Consider the following 22,913-nt stretch of genomic DNA (forward strand, 5'->3'; position numbering starts at 1 on the left):
ACTATTTTCGGGTCCAAAACCATGAGCAAATCCAGCATCCAGACCGATATCGGCGGGCTGCGGGCGCTCAGTGTCGTCATGGTGGTTCTCTACCATTTCAACCTGCGCATCCTCAGCGGCGGCTTCATCGGCGTCGATATCTTCTTCGTCATCTCCGGCTACCTGATGACCAAAATCATCCATGGTGGCATGCTGGATGGTAATTTCCAATACGGACACTTCCTGCTCAAGCGGGCGCTGCGGATCTTCCCCGCGCTGTTCGTCATGGTGCTGGCGTTGCTGCTGGCCGGCGCCCTGCTGCTGCCGCCGCCGGACCTGGCCAGCCTCGCCCGCCAATGCCTGCGCGCCATTCCGTTCATCTCCAACACCTACTACGCGGGCCAGCAAGGTTACTTCTCGGACGGCCTCGACGACCGCTGGCTGTTGCACACCTGGTCATTGTCGGTGGAATGGCAGTTTTATATGCTGTACCCGGCGATCATCTGGCTGGGCCTGAAGTTGAGCAAGCTGGCCGGCGCCGGGCGCTCGGCCGTCGCGTTCCAGGCCTTCCTGTGGGCCGCGTTCGCCGGCTCGCTGGCGCTGTGCGTGACGGTCGACAGCCAGGACGCATTCTTCTCGGTCGCCACCCGCTCCTGGCAGATGATCGCCGGCGGCCTGGTGTTCCTGGCCCGCGACGCGCGCTGGCTGCGCCCGCTGCAAGGCGCCGCGCTCAGCTATGCCGGCCTGGCTGTCATCGGTCTCGCCGCCGTGGTGGTGCACATGCTGCACCTGGAAATGCGCTGGCCCGGCTACTACGCCATCATGCCGGTGGTCGGCGCCTGCATGCTGCTGGCGGCCCGCTACGAAGGCAACCTGCTGCTCAACAACCCGTTGATGCAACGGCTGGGCGCATGGTCGTATTCCATCTACCTGTGGCACTGGCCGGTGGTGATCGCCATGACCATCACCGGCATGCTGAACGACACCCCCAAGATGGCCAAGCTGATCGGCATCCCGCTGTCGATCGCGCTGGGCTACCTGTCGTTCCGCTACATCGAACCGGCGCGCCGGCTGCGCGCCAGCGTCCCGGCGCGCGGCGCGCTCACGCTTGGCGCGGCCGGCGGCGCGCTGTGCGCCCTGTCGGCTGCCGTACTGTTCACCGGCGGCCTGGCCATGCGCACCAGCGAACCGGCCCTGTTCGCGGCGATCGCCGCCACCAGCGAGGCCGTCACCTACGAGCCCGGCTGCGAAAACAGCGGCGCCGACAAAAGCCGCTTCTGCCATATGAACGAGAACCGGGCCGGCGGCAAGATCCTGGTGATCGGCGACTCCCACGCCGGCCACCTCTATCCGTGGTTCAAGCAGCACAGCAAGCGCGACACGACCTTCTACGTCAAGTCCGGCTGTCCGATGATTCCCGGCTTCGAACGCCTGGGCAAGGACAACCATTGCCGCGAATTCACCGACGAAGCCTACCGCCTGGCCGCCTCCGGCGCCTACCAGACCGTCATCCTGTCGCAGAACTGGACCTTCTTCTCGCCCGCCGCCACCGGCATCTGCAGCGACGAGAACGGCCGCTGCGTGACGCCCCGGGACTCGGGCAATCCGGCCCTGCCGGTGCAGCGCATGCGCGCCACCCTGCAGGGCCTGCTCGACCGTCACATCACCGTGGTGGTGGTCGACGCCACGCCGCACTTCGGCTTCAACGTCCCCAAGCGAATTTCGCGCACCAAGTACTGGAGCGAGGCGATCGCCGAGCGCGCGCGCTCGCACGATTTCCTCACCAACAACGCCGACTACGACCGCCTGTTCGCCGAGCTGGGCGCGCAGTCCAATTTCCGGCTGGTGTCGCTGCGCCGCCAGCTCTGCGAGGGTGTCGACTGCATGATCTTCGACAAGCAGCACCAGATGCCGGTCTTCATGGACATGGGCCACCTGAACCCGGCGTGGATCGCGGCCAACGGCCAGCAGTTCGCGGCCTATGCCGGCGCGCCGCCAATTACAACCGCCATCGCCGGCGCGGCCGGAGCGCCCTGACGCGGGGCGCGCGCCGTCAGGGCACGATGGCCGTGACCTCGATCTCGACCCGGGCGCGCTCCTCGACCAACCCCGCCACCTGTACCGCCGTCATCGCCGGGTAATGCGCGCCGATGACGGCGCGGTACGCCGCCCCCACCTCCTTGTAGGCGGCCACGTACTCCTTGCGGTCGATCACGTACCACGTCATGCGCACGATGTGCTCGGGCCGCGCGTCCGCTTCGGCCAGCACCGCGACGATGTTTTCCAGCGCCTGGCGCACCTGCCCGGCGAAATCGTCGGTATGGAACACGCCCTGCCCGTCCCACCCGATCATGCCGCTGACGCACACCGTGCGCCCGCTGGCGGCCACGCCGTTCGAATAGCCGCGCGGCTTGGCCCACTGCGGCGGTTGAAGTATCTCCATCATGCGTCCTTGTCGGCCTGCTCGCGCAGCAGCTCGCGCGCGATGATCAATTGTTGCACCTCGGTGGCGCCCTCGTAGATGCGCAGCGCCCGGATCTCCCGGTACAGCCGCTCGACCGGCTGCTCGCTGACCACGCCCAGGCCGCCGAACATCTGCAGCGCGGCGTCGATCACCTGCTGCGCCGTCTCGGTCGCGGTCATCTTGGCCATCGCCGCCTCTTTGGTGACCTTTCTTCCCTGGTCGCGCTGCCACGCGGCGCGGTAGGTCAGCAAGGCGGCGGCGTCGACGCCGGTCGCCATCTGCGCCAGCTTGGCCTGCGTCAGCTGGAAGTCCGACAGCATCTGGCCGAACATCGGCCGCCGCGTGGCGTGGTCCAGCGCCTCGTCCAGCGCGCGCCTTGCGAAGCCCAGCGCGGCGGCGGCGACCGAGGTGCGGAACACGTCGAGCGTGGCCATCGCCACCTTGAAGCCCTGCCCCGCCTCGCCGATGCGGTTGGCGGCCGGAATGCGGCAACCGTTGAACACCAGACGCGCCAGCGGATGCGGCGCGATCACCTGGATGCGCTCGGCGATGTCGAACCCCGGCGTGCCGGCGTCGACGATGAAGGCGCTGATGCCGCGCGCGCCGGGCTGCTCGCCGGTGCGGGCGAACACCACGTAGAAGTCGGCGATGCCGCCGTTGGAGATCCAGGTTTTTTCGCCGTCGAGCACATAGTGGCCACCGTCATCGTCCAGTGACGCCGCGCACTGCATGGCGGCGACGTCGGAGCCAGCCTGCGGCTCGGACAGCGCGAAGGCGGCGATGGCCTCGCCGCGCGCGACGCGCGGCAGGTAGGCCGCGCGCTGCGCGGCGTCGCCGTGCAGGCTGATGGCGCCTGCGCCCAGCCCCTGCATGGCGAAGGCGAAATCGGCCAGGCCGTTGTGGCGCGCCAGGGTCTCGCGGATCAGGCAGATGGCGCGGGTGTCGATGACGTCGGCCTCGCCGCCGTGCGCCGTGCCGGCGACCGCGTGCCGCAGCCAGCCGCCCTCGCCCAGCTGGCGCACCAGCAGGCGGCAGGCGCCATCGACGTCCGCATCATGATGCCGGGCGACGTGGCGCGCGGCCCACTCGTCCAGCCGCCGCTCCAGCGCCGCGTGGCGCTCTTCGAAAAACGGCCACTCCAGGTATGTTTTGTCGCTCATGCTTTTAATCGCCTTCGAATTCGGGTCTTTGCTTCGCCACGAAGGCGTGGTAGGCGCGGTGGAAGTCGTTGGTCGCCATGCAGATGGCCTGCGCCTGCGCCTCCGCCTCGATGGCCTGGTCGACGCCCATGTTCCACTCCTGCTGCAGCATGGTCTTGGTCATGCCGTGCGCGAAGGTCGGGCCGTCGGCCAGCCCTTGCGCGAAGGCGCGGGCGGCGTCCGCCAACCCCTCCGGCGCCCGCAGGCTGTTGAAAAATCCCCAGCGCTCCGCCTCCGCGCCGGACATCGAACGCCCGGTGTACAGCAGTTCGGCGGCGCGGCCCTGGCCAATCACGCGCGGCAGCAGCGCGCAGGCGCCCATGTCGCAGCCGGCCAGGCCCACGCGGGTGAACAGGAAGGCGGTCTTGCTGCGTTCCGTGCCGATGCGGATGTCCGACGCCAGCGCCAACATCGCGCCGGCGCCGGCGCAGATGCCGTCGATCGCCGCCACGATGGGCTGCGGGCACGCCAGCATGGCCTTCACCAGGTCGCCGGTCGTGCGGGTGAAGGCCAGCAGGCCTGGCATATCAAGTTTGGTCAGCGGGCCGATGATGTCGTGCACGTCGCCGCCGGAGCAGAAGTTGTCGCCGGCGCCGGTGATCACCACGGCCTTGATATCGTCGGCACGCGCCAGCGCGCGGAACAGGTCGCGCAGTTCGGCGTAGGAGTCGAAGGTCAGCGGGTTTTTGCGGTCCGGGCGGTTCAAGGTCAAGGTGGCCACGCCGCCGCCGGCCTCGAAAAGAAAATGGTTGGCTTGGTAGCCGGCCAACGTGGCGCGGTTGCCCGGCAGTTGGTGGGCTTGGCCTTGAAGATATCGCATGGTTGGTTCCTATTTTTCGTCGGCGTTGCGGTCGGCGGAACGATCGGCAGAATACAGATGCTGCTTCATCTGCGACAGCAGGTCGATCAGCTGGCCCTTGTCGGCGCCGGACATGTCCTGCAGCAGTTCGGCGATCCAGCCCTCGTGCACCACGGCCATCTCGGTGAAGGCGCGGCGCCCGGCCGCCGTCAGCTTGACGCTGTAGGCGCGGCCGTCCTTGGGATCGGGCACGCGCACCACCAGTTTTTCCTGCTCCAGCTGGTCGGTGATGCCGGTGATGTTACCGCCGGTGACCATCATCCGCTTCGACAGCTCGCCCATGCGCAGGCCGTCCGGATAGCGCTCCAGCTGCGCCATCAAGTCGAAGCGCGGCAGGGTGATGCCGAAGGTCGCGCGCAGCCGGGTACGGATTTCGTTTTCGATCTTGACGGTGCACGACAGCATCCGCAGCCACAGTTTGAGCGACTGGTGGTGGTCCTGCGTCAGGCGGCTGGCCAGGTCCAGCACCGGCTCCCCGTGCGCCGTCTGGTCGTCGTCCGGTTTTTCTCGATGGTTGTCTGATAGGGGCATAGCGTCCTTGTACGTCACATGACTTCACCGCCGGCGACGGCGATGGACTGTCCATTCATGGCGGCCGATTCGGCCAGGCATAGCCAGGCCACCGCGTTGGCCACCTCCTCGCTTTGCACCAGCCGCTTTTGCGGATTGCCGGCGGCCAGTTCGGCGCGGGCCTCGTCTTCGCTCCGCCCGGTCTTGGCGACGATGTTGGCGACGGCGTCGCGCACGATATCGGTCTCAGTATAGCCGGGGCAGACGGCGTTGACGGTCACGCCCTTGGTCGCCACCTCCAGCGCCAGCGCGCGGGTCAGGCCGACCACGCCGTGTTTGGCGGCCGTATAGGCAACGGTATAGCGGTAGCCGGTCAGGCCGGCGGTCGACGCCACGTTGACGATGCGGCCCCACTTCGCCTCCAGCATCGCGGGCAGCGCCGCCTGGGTGCAGTGGAAGGTGCCGGTCAGGTTCACGTCCAGCATGCGTTGCCACAGCGCCGCGTCGGTTTTGCCGAACGGCGCGGCGGCCGCCTGGCCGGCGTTGTTGACCAGGATATCGATGCGGCCGAAACGTTCGGCGGCGGCGGCGAAACCGGCGCGCACCGAGTCCTCGTCGGCGACGTCGAGCACCTGCGTGGCGATGTCGGCGCCCGGCGGCGACACGGCGCGCATCGAAGCCTGCGCGGCGGCCAGCGCCCCGGCGTCGCGGCCGGCCAGCGTCACGCGCGCGCCGCGCGACAGCAAGGCCTGCGCACAAGCGGCGCCGATGCCGCGCGAGCCGCCGGTGACCAGCGCGTGTTTGCCCGCCAAAGGCAGCGCGGCCTGTGATGTCAATCCGTCGTTCATTCATCCGTCCCGCGTGGTTCAACCTTGTTCGCCGAGGCCAATTGGCGCTCGCGCTCCATATTGCGCTCCATCTGCTGCTTGGCCGGCACATACTGTTTGGGCCAACCGACCGCCGTATAACCCAGCTTCGCCGCCTCGCACAGCGTCCACGCCGGGTTGGCCAGGTGCGGCCGTCCCACCGCGCACAAATCGGCGCGTCCGGCCGCGATGATGCCGTTGGCGTGATCCGCCTCGAAAATCGAACCCACGGCGATCGCGCCGATGCCGGCCTCGTTGCGTATCCGGTCCGCGAACGGCGTCTGGAACATGCGCCCGTACACCGGTTTTTCCAGCTTGCTCACCTGCCCCGACGAACAATCGATCATATCGGCGCCGGCCGCCTTGAACAAGCGCGCGATGCGCACCGCGTCGTCCGGCGTGATGCCGCCGTCGACCCAGTCGTGGGCCGAAATACGCACGCTCATCGGCTTGTGGCGCGGCCACGCGGCGCGCATGGCCGCGAATACCCGTAACGGATAACGGCAGCGGTTTTCCAGGCTGCCCCCATACTCGTCGCCACGCTCGTTGGTCAGCGGCGAGATGAACGACGACAGCAGATAGCCGTGCGCGCAGTGCAGCTCCACCCAGTCGAAGCCCGCTTCGTCCGCCGCCCGCGTGGCGCGCACGAAATCGCCTTCGATGCGGTCCATGTCGGCCAGGGTCATCGCCCGCGCGGTCTGCGAGACGCCGGCCAGGTACTGCTGCGGCGAGGCCGAGACCAGCGGCCAGTTGCCGGTCTCCAGCGGCCGGTCGATGCCGTCCCACATGGCGCGGGTCGAGCCCTTGGCGCCGGCGTGGCCCAGCTGCACGGCGATGTGCGCGTCGCTGTTTCGATGGACGAAATCGACGATGCGCCGCCAGGCTTGGGTATGCTCCGGAGCGTACAGCCCCGGACAGGCCGGCGTGATGCGGGCGTCGGCCGATACGCAGGTCATCTCGGCGAACACCATCGCCGCCCCGCCCATCGCCCGCGCGCCGAGGTGCGCCAGGTGATAGTCGCCGACGACGCCGTCGACCGCGCTGTACTGCGCCATCGGCGACACCACGATGCGGTTCTTCAGCACCAGGTTGCGCACCTTGAACGGTGTGAACATCGGCGGCACGTGGATCGCGGCGGGGCCGGCCGGCGCCGGCAAACCCGCCTGTTCGAAGGCGCGGGCCGCGAACCAATCCTCGTAACCGGACACATATGCCGCGTCGCGCAGGCGCAGGTTTTCGTGCGACAGCCGCTGGCTGCGCGTCAGCATCGAGTAGGCGAATTGCGGCGCCTCCATCGCCGAGTAGCGCTCGACGTTCTCGAACCATTCCATCGAGTTGCGCGCCGCGCTTTGCAGCTTGGTCACCTCGACCGCGCGCGCCTCCTGGTAGGCCGCCAGCGCAGCCTCCGCATCGTCCTCACGACCAAAGCAGCGCGCCAGCTCGATCGCGTCCTCCAGCGCCAGCTTGGTGCCGGAACCGATCGAGTAATGCGCCGAGTGGGCGGCGTCGCCCATCAACACCACCGGCACCCTTTTGCCGGCGGCCTCGTTCCAGTGCACCCACCGGTCGCAGACGATGCGCGGGAACTTGATCCACATGTTCGCCCCTTGCAGGTGGGGCGAATTCGACATCAGTTCATGGCCGTCCAGCTGCTCGGCGAACAGCTGCTCGCAATAGGCGATCGCCCTGGCCTGGCTCATGTCCTCCAGCCCCGCCGCGCGCCACACCGACTCCGGCGTCTCGATGATGAAGGTCGACGTCTCGCCGTCGTACTGGTAGATGTGCGCCTGGAACCAGCCGTGCGCCGTCTGCTTGAAGGCGAAGGTGAAGGCGTCGAACTTCTTGCGCGTGCCCAGCCAGACAAAGCGGCACTGGCGCGCCTCGATCTGCGGCTGATAGCTGTCCGCGTAGCGCGTGCGTATGCGGCTGTTCAGGCCATCGGAGGCGATCACCAGATCGGCGCCATGGCGCGCGGCCAGTTCCTGGTCGTCGCGCACCTCGGTTTCGAACACCAGCGACACGCCCAGCTCCTCGCAGCGCTTCTGCAAAATGTTCAGCAGGTGCTTGCGGCCGATGCCGCAAAAACCGTGGCCGCCCGACGTCACCTTGCTCCCTTTGAAGAAGACGTCGATATCGTCCCAGTGGTTGAACGACCGCAGGATCTCGCGCGCGGTCGGCTCGTCGGCGTTCATCAGGTTGCCCAAGGTCTGGTCGGAAAACACCACGCCCCAGCCGAAGGTGTCGTAGGGCCGGTTGCGCTCCACCACGGTGATCTGGTGGGAGGGATTGTGCTTCTTCATCAGCAGGCTGAAATACAGGCCGGCGGGGCCGCCGCCTATGCAAAGGATATTCATGGGTTTTCCGTACGCAGTTTAAAGCGCTGCAGCTTGCCCGTCTCGGTGCGCGGCAGCGCCTTGAGGAAACGGATCGAACGTGGATATTTGTAAGGGGCGATCTGCTGCTTGACGAATTCCTGCAGCTGCGCCGCCAGTTCCGGCGACGGCGCGGCGTCCGGCTTGAGCACCACGTGCGCTTCGACGATCTGCCCGCGCTCCTCGTCGGCCCTGCCGATCACGCCGCATTCGGCGACGGCGGGATGGCGCAGCAAGGCGTCCTCCACTTCCGGGCCGGCGATGTTATAGCCGGCCGAGATGATCATGTCGTCGGTGCGCGAGCGGTAGTAGAAATAGCCGTCGGCGTCCATCTCGTAGGCGTCGCCGGTCAGGTTCCAGCCGTTCAGCACATAGTCGCGCTGGCGCGGGTCGGCCAGGTAGCGGCAGCCGGTCGGGCCTTTCACCGCCAGCCGCCCGATCACGCCAGGGCCGACGGGATTGCCCTCCTGATCGAGGATGCAGGCCTGGTAGCCGGGCACCGGCTTGCCGGTGGCGCCGGCGCGTACCTGTTCCCCCGCCGCCGAGATGAAGATGTGCAGCAGTTCGGTCGCGCCTATGCCGTCTATCATTTCCAGCCCGGTGGCGCGGCGCCAGGCGTCCCGCGTGGCCGTCGGCAGCGCCTCGCCGGCCGACACGGTCGCGCGCAGGCTGGCCAGATCGTGGGCGCCGGCCATCTGCGCCATCTGCCGGTAGAATGTCGGCGCCGTGAAGCACACGGTCGCGCGGTATTTTGCTATCGCCTTGAGCAGCGTTTCCGGCGTCAGCTTCTCCAGCAGCACCGCCGCCGCGCCCACCCGCAGCGGGAACAGCAGCAGGCCGCCAAGGCCGAACGTGAAGGCCAGCGGCGGCGTGCCGATGAACACATCTTCGCGCCGCGAGCGCAGCACCGAACGCGGGAAGCAGTCGCAGATCGCCATGACGTCGCGGTGAAAATGCATCGTGCCCTTGGGGATGCCGGTGGTGCCGGACGTGAAGCTGATCAGGCACACATCGTCGGCCGCCGTGTCGACCGCCTCGAAGCTGGCCGGCTGCGCGGCCATCAACGCTTCCAGCGAACCGTCCTCGCCGCCGAACCACAAGGTTTTGTCGCGCACCGATTGCGGCAATGGCGGATCGACCGCCTCCAGCTCGGCGCGCAGCGCTTCGGCGCACAGCACCGCGTCGATCTCGGACTTGCCGGCGATGGCGGCCAGCTCCCGTGCGCGCAGCAGGGGCATGGTCGGCACGGCGATGCAGCCGCACTTCATCACCGCCAGTATGCAGGCGGCCATCATGGGATTGTTGGCGCCGCGCAGCAGCACGCGGTTGCCGGCCTCGAGTCCCATCGGTCCGCGCAGCACGTGGGCGATGCGGTCGACCCGCTCGCGCAAGCCGGCGTAGGTCCAGGTTCCGTGCTCGCAGAGGATCGCGGTCCGGTCATCCGCATCGGCGGCGCCGTCCAGCAGCTCCCGCACGCAATTGAGGCGCGGCGGGTATTGCAACTCGGGCAGGTCGAAGCGCAGCTCGGGCCACAGGTCCGGCGGCGGCAAATGATCGCGCGCGAAATGATCCGTGTGCGCGCTGGCTGACGCGCCGGCTGGCCCGGCGCCGGCGGAACTGTCGGTAGGTTGGTTCATGGTCGCCCTGAAGTGGCAATGTCAGAGATACTTTAAACCTAAACTATCTCGACATCAAGCCCAATATGCGCAACAAACCCAAAGCGAAATCAATACGCGGGTCAGGCGGAGGTGCTCTTGCGGACCAATTCGGCCTGCTGATCGACCGTGCGGATCACATCCGTCAGCACCGCCTGAATCGCCTCGTTGGACAAGCGGCCGGGCGCAAAGCCCTTCAGCGCTGCGGCGGCGCCGTCAAGGCCCAGGGTCACGCAGCCGGCGTGCAGCCGGTCGATGCGCGCTTGCGCCTCCTGCTGCCCGCCCCTGGCCAGCAACGCATCGAGATCGCCGCCGGCGGCGCTGAGCTGGTTGTGGAAGCCGTTCAGATAGACCAGCAGGCGTTCGGCGTTGATGCCGAGCCGGCGGAGCGTCGCCGCCGGGTCCTCGGCCGCGTGTCCAGAACCGCAGGCCGCCTGGTCGAGGAAGCCGGCCAGGTGAACGCGCACCTGCTCCGCCTGGAACGGCTTGACGATGTAGCCGGCGGCGCCGGCCAGGGTGGCTTCCTGCAAGGTGTCCTTGTCGGAGGCCGACGTCACCAGCACAAACGGCATGCCGGCCAGCTCGGCGTGGCCTTTGACGTGCTGCAGCAACTCCATGCCCGACATATTCGGCATGCGCAGGTCGCAAAAACAGATAGCAGGCCGCAAGCCGCCCTGCAACTGCCGCCAGGCGTCGGCGCCATCCTCCGCTTCGACGATGTCGAACTTGCCGCAGCTGTCGATCAAATGCATCAACACCATGCGCGAGACGACATCGTCGTCAACTACCAGAACTTTCATGTAACTCCCTGCGCATTTGATCCTACATTATAAACAGGGCATGAATCCCGGTGTCGCCAGCTTAAGCAAGCGTCGCAAAACGGGCGGCGGATGCGGCGCGGCGACTTACAGCGTGCTAGTCGCCCCGGCCTGTTCCAGCAATCCGCGCAGCTTCGGCATGGCTTCGACGATCCGCTGCCAGTCGCCGTGGTCGGCGCACAGTTCCAGTTCGCCGCACAGCGCCTGCAGCTCCTGCTCCTCCAGATAGCCCGCGCTGCCCTTCATGCCGTGCAGCAGGCGGCTGGCGGTCTCGCCGTCGCCGCCCGCCAAGGCCTGCTCCAGCTCCACCAGGCGCAGCGGCGCGTCCTGGTTGAAGGCGTTGCGCAGGCGCGCTTTCAGATCGCCGCCGGCGCCGCTGTGCTGCGCCAGCCTGGCCGGCTCCGAGGCGGCCGGCTCGACGCCGAACATCGCGTCCAGTTCCGACGTGCCGGTGGCGGGATGGCGGCGCGGCTCCATGCGCGGCAGCGCCACGCCGCGCTGCAGCTGGCGCTCGATCGCGCGGCTCAACTGGAAGTGCAGCTTGTCCTCGTCGATAGGCTTGGTGAGGAAATCGTCCATGCCGGCGGCGAGGTAGCGGCTGCGGTCCTCCTCGCTGGCGTTGGCGGTCAGCGCGATGATCATCAACTCCTGGTCGCGCACCGGCGCCGCCTCGGTGCCGCCGGAGCGGATCAGGCGCGTGGCGCTGGCGCCGTCCATCTCCGGCATGCGGCCGTCCATCAGGATCAAATCGTAGCGGGTCAGCGCACAGGCCTTGACGGCCAGCGCGCCGTTGGCGGCGATATCCACCTTGTGGCCCAGGTCCTCGAGCATCATGCGGATGATGATCTGGTTGGTGGGAAAATCCTCGGCGCACAGCACCTTGAGCTGGTGGCTGTGCGGCTCGCGCGGCACATGCGGCACCAGCGGCGGCGGCACGCCGTTCGCCAGCGGCAGCTCGAACGAGAACACGCTGCCCCGGCCCGGCGTGCTGACGGCGCTGATGCTGCCGCCCATCAGCTCCACCAACTGGCGGCAGATCGCCAGACCCAGGCCGGTGCCGCCGTAGCGGCGGGTGGTGGAGGCGTCGGCTTGCTCGAACTGCTGGAACAGGCGCGGAATGGCGTCGGCCTCGATGCCGATGCCGGTGTCGGCGACGGTGAAACGGATGCGGTTGACCGCGCCCTCGTACCCTGCCGGCGCAGGCCCGTCGCCGCGCGGGCGCATGTTCGCGCGGGCCTCGCCCGGAGCGCGCTCTACGCGCATCGTGACCGATCCGTGCTGGGTGAACTTGAAGGCGTTGCCGACCAGGTTGACCAGCACCTGGCGCAGCCGGGTCGGGTCGCCGACGACGAACTGCGGCAGGCCGTCGCCGAACTCCAGGCTGAAGCCGACGCTGTGCGCGGCGGCCTGCTCCTCGAACAGGCCCACCACGTTCTGCACCGCCGACGACAGCGAGAAGTCGATGTTCTCGATGGTCAGCTTGCCCGCCTCGATCTTGGAGAAGTCCAGCAGGTCGTTGATGATCGACAGCAGCGACTGCGCGTTGGCCTGCCCGCGCAGTATCTGCTCGCGCGTGCCGTCCTGCAGCCGGCCGTCGCGCAGCGCGAAGTTCAGCATGCCGATCACGCCGGCCAGCGGGGTGCGCATCTCGTGGCTCATATTGGCCAGGAACTCGGACTTCTGCCGGGTCGCGTCCTCCGCCTTCTGCTTGGCCAGGCGCAGGCGCTCGTCGTTGTCCTGCAAGGCGCGGTTGGCCAGCGCCAGCTCCTCGGTGTGCAGGCGCACCTGCTTCTCCTGCAGCAGCAGCTGGTCCTGCGTCTGGCGCAGCGTTTGCAGCGCCTCCTCCAACTGCTGGTAGGCGCGGGCGTTTTCCAGCCCGGCCACCGCGTGCGAGGCCAAGGTCTGCAGCATGTCCATGTGCACCCGCTGATAGCTGTTCTTTTGCGTGCTCTGCACGCAAATCAGACCGACCACCCTGTCGCCGGCGAGCAGCGGCGCGTACAAGGTCGATTGCGCGGGCGCCAGCTGCACGCCATCCTCGCGCACGCACAGCATCACCGACTCCAGACCGGAATCGTCCATGTAATCGTGGTACTCGGCCCGCATGTCGTTGATGAAGATCGGCTTGCCGTGGGTGACGCACCACACCGCCAGCTGGTTGGGCTCATCGAGCCGCCGCTGGTAAGGCATGGTGCGCACGCCCCCCTCGATCGCGAACGGGAAATCGATCACGCCGGCGTCCTCGCGCACGAAACCGATGCCGAAGATCTGGGCGCTCATCAGATGGTGCACGTGGCGGTACAAGGTCAGCATCGACGTTTCCACGTCCAGGGTGGCGCTCAACTCCCGTCCCAGCTCGCTCAGCACCGAGATGTTGCGGTGCGCCTGCTCGACGTTTTCCTTCTGCCGCTCGACTTCCTTTTTCTGCCGCTCGGTGTCGACGCGGCGCTGCTCGGCCTCGGCGCGCTGGGCCTCGGCCTCGAGCCGGCGCAGTTCCAGCTCCTGCTTCTGCTGCTGCAGCAGCAGGTTCTTATGCTCGACTTCCGCCGTGCGCGAGCCGACCAGCTGCTCGAGCCGCTGCTGCTGGCGGCGCAGGCTGCGCACGCGCGCGTGGTAGGCGGCGTAGGCGGCGCTCAGCAACAGCACCGCGATCACGCTGCGGAACCACCAGGTCTTCCAGAACGGCGGCAGGATGGTGATCTCCAGGGTGGCCGCGTTGTCGTTCCAGATGCCGTCCTTGTTGGCGGCCTTGACGCGGAACGTGTAGGTGCCCGGGTCCAGGTTGGTGTAGGTGGCGAAGCGCTTGGTGGCGTCGGTGACCACCCAGTCCTCGTCGAAGCCCTGCAACTGGTAGGCGAAGCGGTTGCGCTGGGGCGCGGCGTAGTGCAGCGCCGCGAACTCCAGCGAGAAGACGGAATCGTTCTCGCTCAGCGTCAGCGCGCTGGTATGCTCGATGGCCGCCCTCAGCACCTTCGGATGCTCGCCCTGCCCGGCCCTGACCGACTTGTTAAAGATCTGGAAGTCGGTGATCGCCACCGTCGGCGCCACGCTGTTTTCGCGCACGTCCCCGGGCGAAAAAGCGGTGATGCCGTTAAAGCCGCCGAAGTACAGCGTGCCGTCCGGCGTGCGCAGCGCGGAGCCGTCGAAGTAGGCGCCCTCGATGGTGCCGTCGGCGCCGCTGTAATTGCGCACCAGGCCCGAATCGATGTTCAACCGGGACAAGCCGCTGTTGGTGCTCAGCCAAAGGTTGCCGGCGTTGTCGGGCAGGATGGAGGCGATGGCGTCATCGGCGATGCCGTCCTTGCGCAGGTAGCGCCGGAAGCGGATGGCGCCATCGGGGGCCACGTCCATCCGGTTCAGGCCCGCCGCCGTGCCGACCCAGACGGTGCCGCGCGCGTCCTCGTACAGGCAGTGCACCTCGTCGTGACTGAGGCTGAACGGATCGGCGGGGTCGCGGCGGAAGTGGCGGAAGCGCCCTGTCTTGCGGTCCAGCAGATCGAGGCCGTTGAAGGTGCCGACCCACAGCTGGCCGCGGCGGTCCTCCAGGATCGGCCGCACCACGTTGTCGGCCAGGCTGGCGCCGTCGGCCGGGTTGTGGCGGTAGGTGCGCACGTCCAGGGTGCGCGGATCGAGCCGGTGCAGGCCGCCCCGGCTGGCGACCCACAGCATGCCGCTGCGGTCGGCGACGATGTTGCGCACGGTGTCGCTGCCGACGTCGGCGCTCATGAACGACACGGCCCGCATCGCGCCGGTGACGGGATTGAGGTAGTTGACGCCGGCCCGTCCGCCGATCCACAGGTTGCCGTTTTTCTCGCGCAGCAGCGCGGTCACCTGGTCGTCGCTCAGGCTATTGGGATCCCTCGGATCGTGGCGCCACACCCGGCTCTCGCCGGTGACCGGGTCGTACAGGTTCAAGCCGCCGCCGCTGCCCAGCCACAGCTTCGATCCGCCCTCGGCGACGATGGCGCGCACCTTGTTGTCGGACACGGAGTTGAGCATGTCGGACTGGCGCACGATGCGCGCGAAACCGCCGCTGCCCATGTCGACGCGGCTGACGCCATCGTTCCAGGTGCCGACCCAGAAGGTGCCGACCCGGTCGCGGAACATGGCCGATATCTGGTTGTCCGCCACGCTGTGGCCATCGCTGAACTGGTGGCGGTACTGCGTCAGCCGGTTCTCCGCCGGCAGCCAGCGGAACAGGCCATCGGCCTGGGTGCCGACCCACATCTGGTTTTCGACGTCCTCGTACAGGGTGGTCACGCTCACCCCGGGGTTGATGCCCTCGCGCGCGCCAAGGCGGCGGCGCTGCGGCTCGACGCCCAGCAGGCGCCATTGTTCCAGTCCGCCCATGGTGCCGATCCACAGCGTCTGCGCGCTGTCGACCTGCAGCGACAGCACGGCGTTGAAGCGGCTGTCGCCGCCGGCGTCCATCGTGTAGTGGCGGAAGTGCGCCGCGCCCGGCGCCAGCATATCGAGGCCGGTGGCGGTGGCCACCCACAGGCGCCCGGCGGCGTCGCGCGCCAGCGCGCTGACCTGGTCGTTGGCCAGGCTGCCCGGATCGGCCGCGTCGTGGTGCCAGCTGGTGAAGCGCTTGGTGGAGGGGTTAAAATGGTGCAGGCCGTCCGCGCTGCCTACCCACAGGCCGCCCAGGCCATCGTCGACGATGGCGCGCACGTGGCGGTTGCCGTTGCCGCGCTGCCCCGGCTCCTGCGGCGCGAAGTGGGTGAACTGGCGCGTGGCCGGATCGTACAGATCCAGGCCGCCGTCGGTGCCGACCCACATCCGGCCGGTGCCGTCGACGTGCAGCACCCGCACCCAGTTGTCGACCAGGCTATTGGGGTCGGAGACGGCGCTCTTGTAGGTGACGGTGCGGTAGCCGTCGAAGCGCGTCAGGCCGGCCTGGGTGCCGAGCCAGATGAAGCCCTGCGTGTCCTGGGCGATGGCCAGCACCGATTCCTGCGCCAGCCCGTTCTCGACGCCGAGCTGCTCGAAGCGCAAGGTGCGCGGCGGCGCGGCGGCCCATGCGGCGGCCACGCCGAGTCCCCACAGCAGCAGCAGCGGCACCAGCAAGTGTTCAAACAAGCGTCGAAATTGGCGTCTAAAACACGGCAAAACGGTCCCGCAGTCGGTAGTCAGGATTGAAATTCAAGATCAAAGTCAGGATTCGAAGAAGGCCAGCACGTCCTCTTTGCGCGCCTGGGTGTCGCGCTGACCGAGGCGGATCAACTCGCAAGTATAAGTCGATTCGAACAATAAATACGAGGCCAATGCGGCGCCGCGCGTTTCGGTCGCGCCGATGCCGGACAACATGGTGCGTATCGGCGCCGGCAAGCTGGCGATGTGGCGGCTGGCGATGTCGTCGAGCCGTTCGGAAGGCGCGATCACCAGCAGCTTGACCGGCTTGAGGGGGGTTTGCTCGAGCAGCTCGGGCGGCAGCATCGACAAGGTCTTGTTGACGCGCTCGAGGCGCTCGATATCGACCGCCAGCGAATCGAGGAAGATCGACGACATCGCGTGGCCGGCGATCTGCGCCAGGCTGGGATAGCGCGCCGCGCTTTTTTCGGCGGCGCTGCGGGCCGGCTCGGTCAGGCGCCCCGCCCCCACCACCAGCACCTTGCTGGCGCCGAGGTGGATCGCCGGCGAGATCGGCGCGAGCTGGCGCATCGAGCCGTCGCCGCAGTACTCGCGGTGGCCGCCCATGTACAGCGGCGTGGCCGGGAAGATGAACGGGATCGCCGACGACGCCAGCAGGTGCTCGACGCCGATCTGGTCCTGCAGCGCCACGCGCTGCATGCGGATCCACGGCGCGATGTCGGCGGCGGTCTGGTAAAAGGTCAGGTGGTTGCCGGCGGTGTAGGACGAGGCGGTGACGGCCAGCGCGTGCAGCAGGCCCTCGGACAGCGCCGCGTCCAGGCGCGGCAGGTCGAGCATGCGGTGCAGCAGGCCGACCAGCGGCGTGTTGTCGAGCAGCGACGCCGGCGGCGCGGCGCGCCATTTGCGCAGCAGCCAGCCGAACGACAGCAGCGACAGCCAGCGCGCGCCGGAGCGGATCACGCCCAGCGAATCGGCGCGGTAGACCTGTTCGACCGCGATATGCTGCCAGACGTCGAGCAGCTTTTGCACGCCCTCGCCGAAGTTGTCGGCGCGGCAGGCCAGCGCGGTGGCGTTGATGGCGCCGGCCGAGGTGCCGCAAATGATGTCGAAAGGATTACGCGCCGGAGGCCAGCCCGCTTCCCATAGTATCTCCGAGATCGCCTGGAGAACGCCGACCTGGTAGGCCGCGCGGGCGCCGCCCCCGGTCAGGATCAGCCCTGTTTTCTTTTGAATTCCCATACGCCAAGGTTATCAGGCCCGGCGGGATTTGGGGAGTATACTCGCGCGGCCGTGGCCGTCGATGTCACGGCCGCACGGCGGCGCCGACGCGCGCGGGCGCCGGTTCGAACACCGCCGCTCCGCTGCTGAAGCCCAACAGCCGTTCCTGGCGCAGCCGGTAGGCCAGGTAGAACAGCGCCAGCGGCCCGGCCACGCCGGCCAGCATGCCCGCCGCCAGGTGCAGCGGCACGTTGCTCACACCCAGCTTCGTCAGCAGCATGCGCGCGCCGGCCGTGGCGAACACGTGCGCCAGAAAGATGGGCATCGATGCCAGCCCCAGCAACTCGAACACGCGCCGCAGGCCCGGCGCCGCCTGCAGGTTGCCAATTTGCAACACCAGCAGGATGCCGAGGAAGGCCGCGCAGACCGCGCTCGGCGCCCGGTAGCCGCCCATGCGGCTGGCCACGTAGACGGCGATACCGAGCCCGAGCACGGTTGCCGCGATGCTGGCGGCGCCGGAGAGGCGCACCACGATGGATTTCATATGCGGCGCCAGGTAAATGCCGGCCACATAGAAGATCAGCATGCTGAATGGATTGGCGAGCACCGGCAACGCCGTGACCAGGTAGATGCCGGCCGGGTAGGCCGCCACCGCGAACAGGGCCAGCCGCAGCGGGTCGGTGCTGAAGAACCGCGCCAGCAGGTGGCAGACGAAGATCGCGGAGAGGAACCAGTACTGGAACACCGGTGCCCAGAGGATCGACAGCAGCGCCTCCATCGTCACCGGATTGTTGGCGCCGCCGACGGCCAGCTGCATGCCGCCCTGCAGGAACGTCCACAGGAAATACGGGTAGACGATGGTCGGTATCTTGCTGCTGATGAAATTGTCGCGGGACATGCCGCGCGCCGCGTTGATTCCTGCCAGCAAGAAAAACAAGGGCATGTGGAAGGTGTAGACGACATAGTCCGAGAACACCAGCGGACTGTCGGCAGGTACCAGCCCGGCCGCCACCAAGCCGCGCAGCACGTGGCCGTACACGACCAGCAGAATGCCGATCCCGCGCGCCGCGTCCCATAATTGTTCTCTCATATGCCTCCCGCGCCGCTAGGCAGTCTTTCGGTAATCGACGATGGTACCATAAAACAACATTGTTGTGCTAATGTTACTGTCCCAACACGATGCCCTCGCGACGCGGATCGGCGCCGCCGAACCATTGCACCTTGCCGTCGACGACGCGGCGCTGGATGCCCTGCAGGCCGGAGTTCTGGTCCCCCTCGCGCACCTGGTGGCCGCGCGCCTTGAGTTCCTCGATCACCGCCGGCGCCACGCGCCCGGCCTCGATTTCGGTCGGGCCGTTGCGGCTGCCCATGTTCGGCAGGCTGATGGCCTGCTGCACGTCGAGCTGCCAGTCCAGGGTCCCGACCAGCACCTTGGCCACGTAATTGATGATGGCCGAACCGCCCGGCGAACCGGTGGCCAGCACCAGCCGGTGCGTGCCCTTGTCGAACACCAAGGTGGGCGACATCGCGCTGCGCGGGCGTTTGCCGGCCTGCACCCGGTTGGCGATCGGACCGTCGGCGTCCTGAGAATCGAACGAAAAGTCGGTCAACTGGTTGTTCAGCATGAAACCGTCGACCATCTGGCGCGCGCCGAAGGCGTCTTCCACCGAGGTGGTCATCGACAGGCCACCGCCAAAGGCGTCGACCGCCACGAAATGCGACGTCGAGGGCTTGTCGATGGCGGTGTCGGTGCCCCACGCCACCTGCATGGTGGCCGGCGTGCCGTAGCTGGCGCGCCCCATCGAGCGCTCGCCGATCAGCGAGGCGCGCTGCGCCAGGTAGGCCTTGTCCAGCATCGCGCTGACGCCTTTGCCCGGCAACGGCACGAAATCGGTGTCGGCCACGTAGCGGTTGCGGTCCGCGTAGGCCAGCCGGCCCGCCTCCGAGAACAGGTGGATGCCTTCGGCGGTGGGCATGCCGTTGACCGGTTTGTACGGGCTGATGTCCTTGACCTCCAGGATGCCCAGCATCTGGGCGATGGCGATGCCGCCGGACGACGGCGGCGGCGCGCCGCACACGGTCCAAGCCTTGTAGTCGCTGCAGATCGGCGCGCGCTCCCGGGCCTGGTAGCCGGCGATATCGGCGGCGGTCAGCTTGCCCGGATTGGTCGGATGCGAGGCCACCTTGGCGGCGATGTCGCGCGCGATGCGGCCCTTGTAGAAGGCGTCCGCGCCGCCGGCGGCGATCTCGCGCAGGGTGCGCGCCAGTTCCGGGTTTTTCAGGAGGTAGCCGACGGGGCGCGGCTTGCCGTCGTCGTCGAAGAAGTATTTTTTGGCGACGGGATCGCGGGCCAGGTAACGGTCGTAGGAAATCAGCGCGTTCAGGCGCGGGCTGACGGCGAAGCCCTCCTCGGACAGTTTGATTGCCGGCGCGAACAGCGTTTTCCACGGCAGCTTGCCATGCTGCTTGTGCGCCAGCTCCAGCATGCGCAGCACGCCGGGCGCGCCCACCGAACGGCCGCCGATCACGCCGAGCTCGCGCGAGACGGCCTTGCCGTCGGCGTCCTGGAACAGGTGCTCGTCGGCCGACGCGGGCGCCGTTTCGCGGCCGTCGTACGACTGCACCCGTTTGCCGTCCGAGTAAAGCATGAAGGAGCCGCCGCCGATGCCGGACGATTGCGGCTCGACCAGGGTCAAAACCAGCTGGGTGGCGACGGCGGCGTCGATCGCCGCGCCGCCCTGCTTCAGCATCTGGTAGCCGGCCTGCGTGGCCAGCGGATTGGCCGCTGCGACCATGAATTTTTGCGAGGACTTGCCGGCCTTTTCGGCATAGCCGGTGGCGATTTCCGGTGCCGCGTCCGGAGTCGCGCGTTGCGCATGGACCGGCGCATGCAGAACGGCCAGCAACGGCATGGCCAGTGCGGCGCTGCGCGCCAGTGTCTTCAAACGAATCATGGGCTCTCCAAATAGAGGGCGCGCTGTCGGGGAAGGCCTCCCTTAGGCGCGCCCGATCACTCTGGCATCCTACACGAAATCGTTTAAAGCGTTTTACTTGGCTTGCATGCGGATAGCGCCGTCCAGGCGGATGGTCTCGCCGTTCAACATCGTATTCTCGATGATGGCCTTGGCGAGATGGGCGTATTCATGCGGCTTGCCCAGGCGTGGCGGGAACGGCACCATGGCGCCGAGCGCGTCGCGCACCTCGGCGGGCATGCCCATCAACATCGGCGTCTCGAAGATGCCCGGCGCGATGGCCATCACGCGGATGCCGCTGCGGGCCAGGTCGCGCGCCATCGGCAAGGTCAGGCCGGCGACGGCGGCCTTGGACGACGCGTAGGCGGCCTGCCCCATCTGGCCGTCGAAGGCCGCCACCGAGGCGGTATTGATGATGACGCCGCGCTCGCCGGTATCGATGGCGGCGTTCTTGCCCATCGCCTCGGCCGCCAGGCGCGCCATGTTGAAGGTGCCGACCAGGTTGATATTGATGGTGCGCTGGAACAGTTCGAGCGGATGGGCGCCTTCCTTGCCGACGGTCTTGGCGGCCGGCGCGATGCCGGCGCAGTTGACCAGGCCGCGCAGCGTGCCCAGCGCCACGGCCGCCGCGACCGCGCGCACGGCGTCGGCCTCGGCGGTCACGTCGGTTTGAATGAACACGCCGTTCAACTCGGCGGCCAGCGCCTGGCCGGCCTCGGCCTGCACATCGGCCAGCACGACCTTGCCGCCGGCCTCGACGATCATACGCGCCGTCGCCGCGCCCAACCCGGACGCCCCGCCGGTGATGAGAAATACATTGTCCTGAATCTGCATAAGTCTCCCTGTTCTCAATGACGTTTACGTAAACGTCAATCACAACCAATTGTAGCGGAAAACCCCAGCGGGGTCAGGTCCGACATTCGGACACGAACTAAACCACATCACTGTTGTGCTGGTGTCCGAATGTCGGACCTGAGGTGTTCCGGGTTTCGCGGACAGTTAATGAAGCACACGAAACTGCGCTTCAAAGGATGCAGGCGTTTGATAGCCCAAGGTCTGATGCAAGCGCATCCGATTGTAGTACACCTCGATGTAATCGCGAACCACGCCCAGGGCCTCGGCTCTCGTTGAAAAGAGTTGCCTATGCATGGTTTCGTTTTTCAGGTTTGAAAAGAAGCTTTCCGCCACGGCATTGTCCCAACAATTGCCTTTGCGACTCATGCTCGGCAGCGCCCCGTGTTTGGCTAGCAGGTTGCGGTAGTCGGCGCAGCCGTACACGGAGCCTTGGTCGCTGTGGAAGATGATCCCGGGCGCAGGTCGCCGGTGTTCCATCGCCATGGACAACGCCGCCATCGGTAACGTGGCCGCCTGCCTGGTGTCCGTCGACCAGCCCACCACCCGGCGTGCGAACAAGTCCAGTACCACGGCCAGATGCAAGAATCCCTCTTTAGTGCGCAGCACTGTCATATCGCCGACCCACACCTGGTTCGGAGCGCCGACCTGAAAGGCGCGCTTGACCAAGTCCGGCGCTGGTGGCAGCACCCGTTCTTTCGCCTTGCTGGCGCGAAAACGCTTGGCGCGGGTAGTTTGTATGCCCTCCAGCTTTCTCAGCCTGGCCACGCGGTGTTTTCCACAACAGATGCCTGCGCTATTGAGCAGGCGCCACGTTTTCAATATCCCGGGTGCCGAGCGGTGGCGCATATGGATCTTGACGATCTCTTGGCGCATGGCCAGATCTTCCCGGCTTCGCAGGCTCGGCGGTGCCGTCTTGAAGGCGTAGTAGCCGCTGCGGCCCACGTCGAGCGCCAGACACAGCGCTTTGACTGAAAACTCGCTTCGATGCTCGTCGATGACGGCGTACTTCACTTCTTGAGGCGAGTTAAGTACGCATCTAACTTTTTTAGGATGGCCAGCTCCTGTTCGGCCTTGGCCAGTTGGCGACGCAGTTGCTCGACCTCGCTCAATTCACTGACCGCAGGACGACCTGGCGAGCGCAATTGGCCGCCAGATGGCTGCTCTTCGAGCTGCTTGGCCCATTTGTAGAGCTGATTACGACGCAAACCAAGCTCCAACGCCAAGGCCGTCGCGCTCTGCTTGTCATCATGTAGCCGGGAGATCGCAGCGCGCTTGAATTCATCCGTAAACACGGCCCGCTGCTTCGGCACCGGCTCCGCCGATGTCGGAATGATCTCTCGTTTGGAAGGTGACTGTTTCTTTTCCATGAATATCCTCTCAGGACGTATTGTCCTCTATTTGGATGTCCATGAAACCCGGGCTATCTCAACCTGACCCCGGGGTTGGGCGCGTTAGCGCTCAGGCCGTGTAGCAATGGAGGACCTGACCCTGGAGTGTTACCGGAGCATCAGCACTGCAGCCAGGCGCCGTTTCGTTGGCACATCTTGCCGGCCGGTGTGATCGTGGTGGTGCCCGGGCCGGCGTTGTGGCGCACGCCGCTGGCGTCGTAACAGCCGCCGGCCGTGCAGCCGATCGCGGGAATCGGCGTTCCCGGCGGTTGCATCAGCGTTTCGATCGGGGTGGAGGGCTGCGGCTTGAGCATGGCGACTTGCGGTGCGAGCTTGTTGCGGGGCATCGGCTGTATCGTCAACGGCACCGGTCTGCGGGGCATCGGCTCGGCTGCGGGCGCGGTCCGGCACGGCTCCACAGCGAGCCCTTTGCCGTCCGCGCTGAGCTTGCACACGGGCAGCTTGGCGTAGGCATCCTCACTTGCCGCCGCCTTCGCCGCCGCCTCCCCAGGCGCGGGCTGGCCCCAGGCATTGGAGCAAAGTAAGGATCCAAGCAAGAACGCCGCCGTCAGCGCGGCTGGTTTCAGAGATTTCATTTCATCACCTTCCAAAGTGACCGCCTGTCTATATTATTAGCAGGCGGCGCGCCGCACGGAAGGCTTTG

17 protein-coding genes are annotated in these 22,913 nt (G+C 67.1%); 1 reads left to right on the top strand and 16 read right to left on the bottom strand.

The annotated features are described in order from the left end of the window. Positions 1 to 21: 21 nt before the first annotated feature. On the top strand, positions 22 to 2,016 hold the full coding sequence (locus tag NHH88_25595) for an acyltransferase (GenBank protein USX13006.1): 1,995 nt from the start codon (positions 22 to 24) through the stop codon (positions 2,014 to 2,016). A gap of 16 nt (positions 2,017 to 2,032) precedes the next feature. Here the strand turns inward: NHH88_25595 and NHH88_25600 are convergent, their stop codons facing one another. The 16 genes from NHH88_25600 to NHH88_25675 all read right to left on the bottom strand — a co-directional run bounded on the left by NHH88_25600 (position 2,033) and on the right by NHH88_25675 (position 22,845). Next, positions 2,033 to 2,422 (bottom strand): RidA family protein, encoded by a 390-nt coding sequence (locus NHH88_25600; GenBank protein USX13007.1) that lies wholly within the window; start codon positions 2,420 to 2,422, stop codon positions 2,033 to 2,035. After that, positions 2,422 to 3,603, bottom strand: a complete 1,182-nt coding sequence (locus NHH88_25605) for an acyl-CoA dehydrogenase family protein (protein ID USX13008.1) — start codon at positions 3,601 to 3,603, stop codon at positions 2,422 to 2,424. Before NHH88_25605 ends, NHH88_25600 begins: the two co-directional genes overlap by 1 nt. Before the next feature lie 4 nt (positions 3,604 to 3,607). Beyond that, complete coding sequence (locus NHH88_25610; protein USX13009.1) at positions 3,608 to 4,462, bottom strand: enoyl-CoA hydratase family protein; 855 nt, start codon at positions 4,460 to 4,462, stop codon at positions 3,608 to 3,610. A gap of 9 nt (positions 4,463 to 4,471) precedes the next feature. After that, a complete protein-coding gene (locus tag NHH88_25615) occupies positions 4,472 to 5,032 on the bottom strand; it encodes a MarR family transcriptional regulator (protein ID USX13010.1) in 561 nt (186 codons plus the stop codon). Between the two features lie 14 nt (positions 5,033 to 5,046). Continuing rightward, positions 5,047 to 5,859, bottom strand: coding sequence for an SDR family oxidoreductase (locus NHH88_25620; GenBank protein USX13011.1), 813 nt, complete (start codon positions 5,857 to 5,859; stop codon positions 5,047 to 5,049). Continuing rightward, positions 5,856 to 8,231, bottom strand: a complete 2,376-nt coding sequence (locus NHH88_25625; protein ID USX13012.1) for a bifunctional salicylyl-CoA 5-hydroxylase/oxidoreductase — start codon at positions 8,229 to 8,231, stop codon at positions 5,856 to 5,858. The genes NHH88_25620 and NHH88_25625 overlap by 4 nt, the downstream gene beginning before the upstream one ends. Further along, on the bottom strand, positions 8,228 to 9,886 hold the full coding sequence (locus NHH88_25630; GenBank protein ID USX13013.1) for an AMP-binding protein: 1,659 nt from the start codon (positions 9,884 to 9,886) through the stop codon (positions 8,228 to 8,230). Before NHH88_25630 ends, NHH88_25625 begins: the two co-directional genes overlap by 4 nt. Positions 9,887 to 9,987: 101 nt before the next feature. Next, the gene (locus NHH88_25635; GenBank protein USX13014.1) at positions 9,988 to 10,704 is read right to left on the bottom strand and encodes a response regulator; all 717 of its coding nucleotides are present in this window, start codon (positions 10,702 to 10,704) and stop codon (positions 9,988 to 9,990) included. A gap of 105 nt (positions 10,705 to 10,809) precedes the next feature. Continuing rightward, positions 10,810 to 15,804: an ATP-binding protein gene (locus tag NHH88_25640; GenBank protein USX13015.1), complete on the bottom strand. Its 4,995-nt coding sequence runs from the start codon at positions 15,802 to 15,804 to the stop codon at positions 10,810 to 10,812. Between the two features lie 75 nt (positions 15,805 to 15,879). Continuing rightward, positions 15,880 to 17,055, bottom strand: coding sequence for a patatin-like phospholipase family protein (locus tag NHH88_25645; GenBank protein USX13016.1), 1,176 nt, complete (start codon positions 17,053 to 17,055; stop codon positions 15,880 to 15,882). 64 nt (positions 17,056 to 17,119) lie between these two features. Then, the gene (locus tag NHH88_25650) at positions 17,120 to 18,124 is read right to left on the bottom strand and encodes an acyltransferase (GenBank protein ID USX13017.1); all 1,005 of its coding nucleotides are present in this window, start codon (positions 18,122 to 18,124) and stop codon (positions 17,120 to 17,122) included. A gap of 73 nt (positions 18,125 to 18,197) precedes the next feature. Beyond that, positions 18,198 to 19,988, bottom strand: a complete 1,791-nt coding sequence (gene ggt, locus NHH88_25655; GenBank protein USX13018.1) for a gamma-glutamyltransferase — start codon at positions 19,986 to 19,988, stop codon at positions 18,198 to 18,200. Between the two features lie 93 nt (positions 19,989 to 20,081). After that, complete coding sequence (locus NHH88_25660; protein ID USX13019.1) at positions 20,082 to 20,840, bottom strand: SDR family NAD(P)-dependent oxidoreductase; 759 nt, start codon at positions 20,838 to 20,840, stop codon at positions 20,082 to 20,084. A 165-nt stretch (positions 20,841 to 21,005) separates the two neighbouring features. After that, complete coding sequence (locus NHH88_25665; protein ID USX13020.1) at positions 21,006 to 21,872, bottom strand: IS3 family transposase; 867 nt, start codon at positions 21,870 to 21,872, stop codon at positions 21,006 to 21,008. Beyond that, complete coding sequence (locus tag NHH88_25670) at positions 21,869 to 22,228, bottom strand: transposase (GenBank protein ID USX13021.1); 360 nt, start codon at positions 22,226 to 22,228, stop codon at positions 21,869 to 21,871. The genes NHH88_25665 and NHH88_25670 overlap by 4 nt, the downstream gene beginning before the upstream one ends. A 140-nt stretch (positions 22,229 to 22,368) precedes the next feature. Next, positions 22,369 to 22,845 carry a hypothetical protein gene (locus NHH88_25675; GenBank protein USX13022.1) on the bottom strand — a complete coding sequence of 159 codons (477 nt, stop codon included), beginning with the start codon at positions 22,843 to 22,845 and terminating at the stop codon, positions 22,369 to 22,371. Positions 22,846 to 22,913 lie beyond the last annotated feature (68 nt).

Source organism: Oxalobacteraceae bacterium OTU3CAMAD1, assembly GCA_024123915.1.
In the GTDB taxonomy this organism is placed as follows: Bacteria; Pseudomonadota; Gammaproteobacteria; order Burkholderiales; family Burkholderiaceae_D; genus Rugamonas.